Origin of the sequence: Pedobacter psychrodurus (genome assembly GCF_032678585.1) — a bacterium.
Taxonomy (GTDB): domain Bacteria; phylum Bacteroidota; class Bacteroidia; order Sphingobacteriales; family Sphingobacteriaceae; genus Pedobacter; species Pedobacter psychrodurus_A.
This window is the reverse complement of record NZ_JAVTSN010000086.1, coordinates 1-11,458: the sequence shown is the minus strand read 5'-3', so window position 1 is coordinate 11,458 and position 11,458 is coordinate 1. Positions and strand designations below refer to the sequence as shown.

The following is an 11,458-nucleotide window of genomic DNA, read 5'->3' as shown; positions in this document are numbered from 1 at the left end:
CCCGCCTGCGAAAGTTTTACCATTAAGAAGTTAAGGTAATTAAGGCTTATTCGTATACAATCAGCGTAGTTCACCCTCCTGATCTGATAGCTATCGGATTTGTTTCATGATGTATTTTACTTGCAGTATTGCTATAGCATTAGGATCCCCGCCTGCGCGAGGATGACGGCATGGGTGAAAAATATCCGTTGGAAAAACCCTTCGACTAGGCTCAGGATGACAAATTGGAAAGCGCATTGTAAAATAAATAAGGCATTATTATTGTTAAAGGCAGATGAGCGTTGTTTTTAAAAAAATAGCGTAATTTTATAACCATAAAAACCAAAACAATTTTCAGCTTTAAAGGATTTTAAGAAAATGCATTTCCCTCATCATCACAAATTATCACAACCCGGATTTACACATGAACTATAAACAATTGCAGGAAGATGTACAAAAGCACGTTAGCGATTACTTCCATACCCATAACGATCCGCGGTTGGTTTATCATAATCTGGAGCATACCCAGGAAGTTGTAAATGCGGCACAGCAGATTGCCAATCATTACCAGCTGAACGAGCAGGATTTTTTCACCGTAACCGTAGCCGCTTATTTTCACGATACCGGTTATTTTGAAGATGCCTTAAACCATGAGGCAAAAGGTGCCGACCTGGCGGATGAATTCTTGACCAAACACAAAGTAAATCAGGAAGTTCGTGATAGTGTTCGGAGCGCAATATTGGCGACCAAAATTCCACAGCACCCTAAAAATGAGATTGATAAAATCATTTGCGATGCCGATCTTTTCCATCTAGGTTTGGCCGATTTCCGCGCAAAAGGGAAGCTGATGCATAAGGAAAACGAACTGATCTATAAAAAAGACATCAGCAAATTGGATTGGCGCAAAAAAGATATCCAGTTTATGGAATCGCACCATTACCATACCGATTATGCCAATTTGTTGCTGAGCGATCAGAAGCAGAAAAATGTCGAAAAACTGAAGAGCAAATTAACCTCCCAGGAAGAAATCAGCACAGAACTCGAAGAGCCTAAAAACTTTGCCCCTGTAATTATACAAGAGAAAAAGAAGAAAAAAGATAAAGACGACCGCCCGGATAAGGGGATCGAAACCATGTTCAGGATTACTTCGGCAAATAATCAACGCCTAAGTGATATGGCCGATAATAAGGCGCATATCCTGATTACCGTAAACTCAATTATGCTTTCACTGATTGTGAGTTTGCTGTTAAGGCGTTTAGAAGATCATGGCAACCTGATTATACCCACCTTTATTTTATTGATGGTGAGTTTAACCTGTGTAGTGGTTTCTATTTTGTCAACCCGCCCATCTATCCCTAAAGGAGAATTTACACAGGAAGACATGGACAATAAAAAAGTTAACCTCCTGTTTTTCGGTAACTTCTATAAAATGAGCTTGCCGAGTTATACCGATGGTATGATTAAGGTGATGAATGATAAAGATTTTTTATACGGAACCCTGATTACCGATGTATACTCACAAGGTGTGGTTCTGGGCAGGAAATATAAATTGATCCGCCTGGCCTATAACATTTTTATGTTTGGCTTAATTGCAGCGGTATTGGCATTTGTAATTGCATACGCAGCTTACGGTAAACTTTAATGGAACAGATTATAGAAACCTCTTTTTTCAACAGAGATTTAAGCTGGTTAAAATTTAACGAGCGCATTTTAATGGAAGCCGAGCGGAATACCGTTCCCTTGCTCGAACGCATTAAGTTTTTGTCGATATTTTCTTCCAATCTTGATGAGTTTTATCGGGTGAGGATGCCCGTGTTATTGGCTTTGGAAAAGTTAAGCAACAAAGAAGATAACGATATCAGGATTGACGACAATTTACTAAATACCGCCAATCAACTCATTTCAGATCAACAACAACGATATGGCGTTGTGCTGAAATCGGATATTATTCCTCAGCTGAAAGAAAATAAGATTAATTTAATGTATGGGCAGCCATTTCCTGAAGAAATCCAGAAAAGTGTTACGCGGTATTTCTTAAGTCAGGTGATGGCTTTTTTACAGCCGGTATACATTAATGAAAAGACGAATTTTTTCCCTTCAAACAACGAGCTGTATTTTTTAATCACACTAAAAAAAGAAGCGGATGCGGAAGTTATTATTTTAAATATCCCTTCCAATCAGCTGCCACGTTTTTATAAGGTAGAAGCAGGAGATGAAACCTTTATTGTTTTCCTGGATGATATTGTGCGTTACCATTTAGACCGCATATTTCCAGAAGGAGAAGTTACAGGATGTTATAGTTTCAAAATTACAAGAGATGCCGAAATCGACCTCAAGGATGAGTATTCCGGGAGTTTATCGGAACAGCTGGAGAAACAGTTGCTCAAACGCGATTCGGGTTTAGCTACGCGTTTTCTGCATCAGCCAGGCATACCAGCCAATGTATTCGAGCTGCTTAAAAAACTCTTTAATTTAAAAAAGGCCAATAGGATAGAAGGTGGACAGTACCACAACCTGAAAGATTTTATGGGCTTCCCGGTAAATGTGCCCAGGCTTTCCAACCAAAACTGGCCAAAGCTTTGCAATACCGATCTGATTGAAGGATCGTTAACCGAGGCCATTTACAAAAACGATATCATTGTACATACCCCTTATCAGAGTTACGATAGCGTGCTGCGTTTTTTTAACGAAGCGGCCATTGATGCTGATGTAAGGGAAATTTACGTTACACTTTACCGCGTAGCCAGCGATTCTAAAATTGTAAATGCTTTAATCAGCGCAGCCAAAAACGGTAAAAAAGTAACGGTTCTGGTCGAACTTAAAGCCCGATTTGATGAAGCCAATAACATCAAGTGGGCAAAAAAAATGAAAGAAGTTGGCGTTGATATTATTTATAGTGTTACTGCATTAAAAGTACATGCTAAAGTGGCCCTGGTTAAACGTCAGACCGGAGACCGGATGCGTTATTCGGGTTTGTTCGCCACCGGTAATTTTAACGAAAGTACGGCTGCCTTTTACACCGATCATATTTTGATGACGGCCAATAAGGAAATGTTGCGCGAAGTGGAGCTGCTTTTTATCTTTTTGGCCAAAAGGGTTAAACCAAGTAGTGCCGACCTGATTAATTTTAAACATTTATTGGTGGCGCAGTTTAATTTGCAGCAGGTTTTTCTTGATTTGATTGATCGGGAGATTGCACATGCCAAACAGGGTAAAACATCGGGTATTACCATTAAGATGAACAACCTGGAAGAAAAAGTGTTGATCAATAAACTTTACGAAGCATCGCAGGCAGGGGTAAAGATCGAAATGATTGTGCGGAGCATTTGCAGGTTAATTCCGGGTGTAGAAGGCATGAGCGAAAATATCAAGGTTACGCGTATTGTTGATCGGTATTTAGAGCACGGACGTGTTTTTATCTTCCATAACCTGGGCAAAAATGATGTTTACCTCGGTTCGGCCGATTGGATGAACAGGAATATCTACCGGAGGATAGAGGTTTGCTTTCCGGTTTATAATGAGCAGATTAAACAGGAGATTATAGATATTGTCGAAATCCAGAAACACGATAATGTACAAGCAGTGTGTATAGATGACGACATGAATAACGTTCCGGTTAAAAGTGGCGGGGTTCTTGTTTCTTCTCAGCATGATATTTATGCGTTATTGAAAAATAAATAACGCCGCGGTCTGTGTCTCCACAGACCGTATAATTTTACTTATTGATGGTCTGTGAGGACACAGACCATGGAAATTAAATTTTACCTTATGAAATACAATAAAACTTTCCTCGCTTCCAGTTTACTCATTTCAGTTGCCTTTTTGGGTATATCCTGCGTTAACGGTAACCGTGATGATAAAAAGAGTGATTCAACATCAGCAGTTTCGACCGTTAGTGCCGAAAAATCAGATTTTCCTTACGATTTATCGAAGCCTGTTAAATACAATATGCCGCACAACCTGTTCGAAATTTCTGGAATTGTATTCCACAATGGCGATCCAAAAGAAGTATTTGCCATTCAGGATGAAGATGGAGATTTATTTCATTTGGGCCTATCAGACAAAGAATCAAAGTATACCAAATTTGGTGGTAAAGGCGATTACGAAGATTTGGCTATCATTAACAATTATGTTATTGTTTTAAAAAGCAATGGCGAGCTGCATACTTTTCCGATTTCGGAAATTAACAAACCTGAAGTGGCAAATGTGGTTAAAACCAAAGACCTGGTACCAAAAGCAGAGTATGAAGGATTGGCTGCGGATGAAAAAAATAATATGATTTATGTGTTAACCAAAGATAGCAAGCCAGATTCGAAAGCGAAAGCTTCAAGCATTTACAGCTTTAAGTTTGGCGCTGATGGGGCATTAACTGCTGCCGGAGAATTTAGCCTGTCGCATAAAGATATTGAAAAAGCATCTGGAAGTTCAAAATCAAGGTTCCGTCCGTCGGCATTGGCTAAAAATCTAAAAACAAACGAATGGTATGTGCTTTCTTCGGTAAATAAGGTACTTGTAGTTACCGATACTGATTTTAAGGTTAAAGCAACCTATCCTTTAGATCCTGCTTTGTTTAATCAGCCAGAGGGTATTGCTTTCGACCGCGACAATAACCTTTACATTTCTAACGAAGGTGGAACGTTAGCCGCCGGGAATATTTTATTGTTTAAATTGAAGAAATAGATAAGGCGTCATCTCGACTGAAGCCTGGCGAAACGGAGAGATCTAAGAAGAATGAGTTCTAGATAGATTTAGCTTAGCCTTCGGGTTCTCGACTGCGTTGCATCTGATAGCTTTCAGGTCCGATCGAAATGACGGCCAATTATGAAAAAAAAACTTAATGTCCTTAATAGTTAGGAGCTAAGCTTCTTTAATATTATTTACCATTAAGGGATTAAGGTAATTAAGGTTTGATGCTCATGACCTCCGCGTCTAAATGGAGAGTGATTTAGCACTTAACGATAGGAAGAAGGGATGCTTAACTAGATATCCCAAAAACAAAATAATTTTAAAATAACTATATTTATACAAACGCTGAGTCTATGATCAAAAGATTTACCCTTTTTACTATCTTATTTTTAATCAACTTCATTGCCTTTGCGCAGGATGATGTAAAATACCGTGTAATTCTTTTTGGCGATGCAGGGGAGATGAATCCCGCACAGATGCAGGATCTTAAAAATGCTGCAAAACAGATTCTTCCCAAAAAAACGACCGTTGTATATCTTGGCGATAATATTTATCCAACTGGTATGGGGCTTCCGGGCAGTGTTGAAGAAGAGGAAACCAAAAAGATCCTCCGTTCACAGTTCGAACCCATGCGGAAAATGGGCGCTGCAGTTTATTTTGTTCCCGGTAACCACGATTGGGATAAATCAGGTCCTAAAGGTTTAGCTAAAATCAAAGCACAGGGCGATTTTCTTAGTGCGCAGAACGATCCACTGTTAAAGTTAATCCCCGCAAACGGATGTCCGGATCCTGTTGCCATTAAACTCACCGATAAATTAACCATCATTGCTTACGATAGCGAATGGTGGGTTTTTCCTTATAACAAATCGAACCCTAATGGGGAGTGCGATTGCAGAACCAAAGATGAGGTTTTGGTTAGAATGGAACAATTGCTTGAAGAGAATAAAGACAAGGTAATTTTGTTGGCTTCCCATCATCCATTTCAAAGTTACGGACCACATGGAGGATATTTCAATTTAAGGAACCACCTTTTTCCGTTAACTTCCTTAAACAAAAACCTATACATTCCTTTACCTGTTTTAGGCTCTGTTTACCCGATGTTGCGTTCTACCTTGTTAAGTCCTGAAGATTTAAACCATCCGGCCTATAAGGATATGATCAAATCAATAACAGGTGTATTTGGCGATTATCCAAATGTAACCTACGTAGCGGGGCACGAGCACGGTCTACAGTTAATTAAAGGGAAACAGCTGCAGATTATCAGCGGTTCAGGGTCGAAAGTCTCACCAAATAAAGAAGGCAAAACTTCGCTGTTCCACGAAATGCAGCAGGGATACGTGGTTGCCGATCAGTTGAAAAATAACGATATGCGTTACGAATATTATATTTATTCGGATACCAGCGTGAAGAAAGTATACAGTTATATCAAAAAGTTCGAAACCATTCCTCAAAAGGTTAGAAACCGGGATAAACCGATTACAGCCGACAGCATTTTTGTGCGTGTTAAACCCGAATACGATAGTGTTGGCCGTTTCCATCGTTTTGTTTTTGGTGATAATTACCGTAAAGAATATGCCGGAAGAACTAAAGTTCCGGTATTGAGGGTTTCTCAAATGATGGGTGGTTTAAAGGCTACCCAGCGTGGTGGCGGTAATCAATCGCGCTCTTTGCGTTTAGAAGATAAAGATGGCAAAGAATATGTATTGCGGAGTGTAGAAAAATACCCGGAAGTACTTTTGCCAGCCGCATTACGCGAAACCTTTGCCAAGGATGTAATCAAAGACAATATGTCGGCACAACACCCCTTTTCGGCCCTTGTAGTGCCCGAACTGGCTAAGGCAGGTGGAATTGCACACAGCAACCCGATTATTGGCTGGGTTTCGCCCGATGATAACCTTGGAGAATTTGAATCGGCATTTGCCAATACGCTGTGCTTGTTCGAAGAAAGAGAACCTACTGGTGAATCAGATAGTTCTCCCAAAATGGATAAAAAACTGACCGACGATAACGATAACAAGCTAGATGGGCCAGCCTGGGTAAGGGCAAGGGCATTTGATGTGCTGCTCGGCGATTGGGACAGGCATGAAGACCAGTGGCGCTGGAAAGAAACCAAAACTAAAGATGGTTCAACTTATTCGCCGGTTCCCAGAGACCGTGATCAGGTGTTTTTCAGATCTGACGGCTTTTTACAGCGTTATACCCAATCCTCTTCCTTATTGCCAATGATGCAGGGTTACGAACGTGGCATACAGAATATCAATTGGTTTTTGTGGGAGGGTAGAGAAATCAGTAGCCGATGGACAGCCGATATTGATGAAGAAGAGTTTGATAAAATTGTAAAGGATTTCTGTGCAAATTATAATGATGCGGTTTTCGAAAAAGCATTAAAAAAACTTCCTGAACCAAGTTATTCCTTACATCACGATGCCTTTTTAGCGCAGATGCGCAACAGGATTGCCACTTTGCCGAAATTGATGAACCAGTATTATCATTTCTTTAACCGCATTGTGGATATTGAGGTAACCAATAAAAACGAACTGATCCAGATCTCTGATGCGGATGATAATGGCCTGCGCGTAAAAATCAATAAGATTTCGAAAGAAGGTAATATCAAGGATAAACTTTTCGACCGTAAGTTTGATCCCAAAGTAACCAAAGAGATCCGCATGTATATGCACAATGGTAACGACAGTTTAATGCTGAACAATAAAAATTCGAACATTAAACTGCGGATTATCGGCGGCAAGGGTACTAAAGTTTACGATTTTGCCAACAGTAATGGATCGGTAAAGTTATACGGCAGAACCGATAAAGCAACTTACAATGGTGAGGATGCCGATAAAATAAGGAAAATCATTTCTAATGATACCTCGAACTTCAGTTACATCCCTAAAGATATGTACCGCAGAAATTCATGGTTGTTAAATGCTGGTTATAATCAGGATGATGGTATTTTACTGGGTTTAATCTACAAACAAACCAATCCTGGGTTTAGAAAACAGCCTTATGGCAATTCGCAAACCATTTCCTTTCTGCATTCATTCTCTACAAAAGCCTTTAGGTTTAACTATAAAGGTGAGTGGTTAAAAGCTTTGGGCAAGGCAGATTTTATTGTGAAGGCAGACGCTTATGCGCCAAACAATACGCAGAACTTTTTCGGATTAGGCAACGAAACACATTTCGACGAACATGGTGATGATATCCGGTATTACCGGGCGCGTTACAACTTATATCAGTTTGATGCTGCGGTAAGGTGGCGCCGTCCAAAATCTACTTTTAGTGTTGGTCCGTCATGGCAATATTATAAATATAACAAAGAAGACAATGATGGTAGATTTATCGAAAATCCACCGCTGTTGCATTCATCTGATTCATTAACGGTACGTAACGAAAAGATGTTTGCAGGTGCATTCGTTAATTTTACCAATAATACCCGCGATAACGATTTATTGCCAACTTTGGGTAGCTATGTGGATTTCAAGCTTTTGGGTTATAAAGGGGTTAACCAGTATTCTAATTCATATGGGCAGTTTACCGCGAGTATTGCGCTATATAAAAACCTCGATGGCAGAAAAAACTTCATTTTGGCAGATCGCTTTGGTGGCGGGGTAACCGTTGGTAAACCTGCATTTTATCAGGCATTGTATTTAGGCGGACAGGGAAATCTTTTGGGCTATCGCCAGTTTAGGTTTGCCGGTGAGCATATGTTTTATAATAATTTAGAACTTCGTGCTAAACTTGGCGACCTGGTGAGCTACGTTTTACCCGGACAAATTGGCCTGTTGGGTTTTTATGATGTTGGCAGGGTATGGAAACGTGACGAAGCATCAACAATATGGCACCACGGTGTAGGAGGGGGCGTTTATTTCGCTCCGGCATCACTCACGGTTGTGCGATTTGTGATGGGACACTCCTCTGATGGCTGGTATCCATACGTATCGTTGAATTTTAGGTACTAAATTTGTGTAACATATTAATAGATGTAATATCCAAGTATTACGTTCAGCAGACGAAGATTGCTTTTAGGAGTATGTATCTTTGCAATGAATTAGTAATTAAATAGATAACTATAAATTTTACACTATAGCAAACTTATACAATGAATACCAATGTAATACAGATACACAAAAACGAATGTATACATTGCCAGGTAGAATCATCACTGTCTTTTCGCCCCCTTGTGGAGTATTTAAAAGGCAGATTGAAAACAGAGAAATCAGTAAAATCTGAGTTTTACAGGTTTTTACTTCAAAAAATTGAAAAAGACGATGTGCTGCTTGGCAACATCAGTGCCGAAGAATTATCTAAATATAAAGATACCTTAGAATTGATTTTTACCATTCTAACGCCTTTGATGGATAATGAAGACGATTTATTTTGGGCTTTAAGTACCCCAATTCCAGATCAGATTTTCTTCAGCACCAATGCATTCTATAAATTTTTTAAGGATCATGATCCTAAAAATAAAGTAACTAAAGATAATGAGCCTGTTGAGAAAAAACAGCTTAAGTTTATCTATAATACCATTTTAGGCCGTTTTTATAATTTTACTTCGATACTGAAGAATGAGATTATTTATGCCCACATTAATCAGGATACAAAGCTTACGCAGTACTATAATATCCAAACGGATACCAAATTTGTAGATATTGTACATAAGGGCGATTTGCCTGAGCTTAATTTTGAAGAGCTTGGCAAGCATTTTCAGGATGAAACCGAATTAGAGTATCTGGTAAAACACTTGCCCTTACAAAATTTTATTTTTGAAGGTTTCAGTATCATCTCCATAACCGATGTTACGCTGCAACATGCTATTGACGGGATCCGTGATGCACTGGTTAACCACAATTATCAGACAGAAGCATATACGCACGTTATTCATGCTTTGAAGACCCTTAGTGGAAACGGAAAACTTGAATTTGGTTTAATGCCATTTTTAACCGTTAACAATAAGTTGGTTTTCGATAACCAGGAGTTTTCGCAGAGCATGCTCATCAACTCGGCAAAATCATCAAACCTCGAGGAAGAAGTATTCTATTCGTTGGTTGATAAATATAAAGAAAACCCAAGGGCCATCTTTGTAAGTGCCATCAATGATGATCAGATTGATAAGGATCCTTTTTTAAGGGTTTTAAAAGCAGCTGGTGTTTGTTCTTATTCGGTATTGCCAATTTATTACAACAATCAGTTGGCTGGTGTTTTAGAGGTATATTCCAATGAGGAAGTATTGGTTGATGATAAGTTATTGTCAAGGTTACGTCCGGCGATGCCATTGATCGGCCAGCTTTTCCAATATAGCATTGAAGAATTTGATGCGAAAATGGATGAGGTATTAATGGATAAGTTTACTGCTTTGCAACCATCGGTACAGTGGAAATTTAATGAAGCGGTGTGGCATTTTCTTCAGAACAGCGGTAATCAAAAACTAAAGGAAATTGAAACAATTACCTTTAAACACATGTACCCGCTGTTTGGGGCAATTGATATCCGTAACTCTACGATAGAGCGCAATAAGGCTTTAAAAGATGATATGGAAGTGCAATTGAACAGTTTAATTGATACTTTAAAATCGATCCGCAAACACGTTTCTTTAGAGCTTACCGATAAATTATTGTTCAACTGTAAAGATTGGATTGTACGCATTGGCGATTTCGCTTCTTCGAATGAAGAAAACAAATTAAATGAGTTTTTAGAGATAGAAGTTTATCCTTTCTTGTCGATTATTAAAGGTAATTATCCTCAAACGGCCGAATTTGTTGACCGTTATTTTGAGGTGATTGTTCCTGAAACAGGTGCTGCTTTTGCGAACCGCAGACAGCTTGAAATTTCGATGCAACTGATCAATACCGAGGTAAGTCAATATCTTGAAAAATCGCAGGCTAACTTACAGGCTTCATATCCTTGTTATTTTGCCAAGTTCAGAACTGATGGGGTAGAGTACGACATTTATATTGGTCAGGAAATTGCACCTGACAGGCCTTTTGATCTGTTATACCTAAAAAATATCCGTCTTTGGCAATTAACGTCAATGGTTGATATTGCACGTTTATCTAAAGGATTGATCGGCGAAATGCCCCGTCCGTTGGAGACTACGCAATTGATTTTTATTCACTCGAATGCGATTGATATCAGTTTTAGGAATGATGAACGTCGTTTTGATGTAGAGGGTGCTTATAACATCCGTTACGAAGTGGTTAAAAAACGTATCGACAAGGTATTGATTAAAGGAACAACGGAACGTTTAACACAGCCTCATAAAATAGCCATGGTTTATTTCAATCCTGAGGAAGCCAAAGAATATATGGAGTACATTAAATATATGCAGGTTCAGGGATATTTAAACGACGATTTGGAGGAACTGGAACTGGATGAACTGCAAGGTGTTTCTGGTTTGAAGGCTTTAAGGGTGGGTGTAAAATACCTGGAAAATAAAGTAAGCACTAAAGCTGATGCAGCCAAAAAGCTTAAACCTAAAGAGTTAAAATCAATCGAAAAGGAAATCGCTAAGGTGTTACAGCATTAAGCCGATCGAACATCATTCTAAATCCTCTGGTATAAAACCAGGGGATTTTTTGTTTGAGGTTTTAACCACAGGAGGGCGCAAAGAGAATACACGAAGTACTCAGAGTTGGGTGCTGATTATCCGTATTCTGTCATTCTGATCCGATAGCTATCAGATGCAATGAATAACCTAAAGGCTCTGCTAAGCAAATCCTAAACAATGAAACAGAGAACCAACTTATGGGATAAAGATCCTTAATCGCATTACCATTGACAGATTCCATTAGAGAGG

General features: G+C 39.2%; 5 protein-coding genes. All 5 read left to right on the top strand.

The window, feature by feature from the left end; genetic code table 11:
- Positions 1-403: 403 nt before the first annotated feature.
- The 5 genes from R2S57_RS29680 (at position 404) to R2S57_RS29660 (ending at position 11,188) form a co-directional block, all read left to right on the top strand.
- Positions 404-1,621: a Pycsar system effector family protein gene (locus tag R2S57_RS29680; protein WP_316848530.1), complete on the top strand. Its 1,218-nt coding sequence runs from the start codon at positions 404-406 to the stop codon at positions 1,619-1,621.
- Complete coding sequence (ppk1, locus tag R2S57_RS29675) at positions 1,621-3,660, top strand: polyphosphate kinase 1 (RefSeq protein ID WP_316848529.1); 2,040 nt, start codon at positions 1,621-1,623, stop codon at positions 3,658-3,660. The genes R2S57_RS29680 and ppk1 overlap by 1 nt, the downstream gene beginning before the upstream one ends.
- 87 nt (positions 3,661-3,747) lie before the next feature.
- On the top strand, positions 3,748-4,659 hold the full coding sequence (locus R2S57_RS29670) for an SdiA-regulated domain-containing protein (protein ID WP_316848528.1): 912 nt from the start codon (positions 3,748-3,750) through the stop codon (positions 4,657-4,659).
- Positions 4,660-5,018: 359 nt separating this feature from the next.
- On the top strand, positions 5,019-8,624 hold the full coding sequence (locus tag R2S57_RS29665; RefSeq protein ID WP_316848527.1) for a BamA/TamA family outer membrane protein: 3,606 nt from the start codon (positions 5,019-5,021) through the stop codon (positions 8,622-8,624).
- 242 nt (positions 8,625-8,866) lie between these two features.
- Positions 8,867-11,188, top strand: a complete 2,322-nt coding sequence (locus tag R2S57_RS29660) for a GAF domain-containing protein (protein ID WP_316848526.1) — start codon at positions 8,867-8,869, stop codon at positions 11,186-11,188.
- The last annotated feature ends 270 nt before the right edge of the window (positions 11,189-11,458 follow it).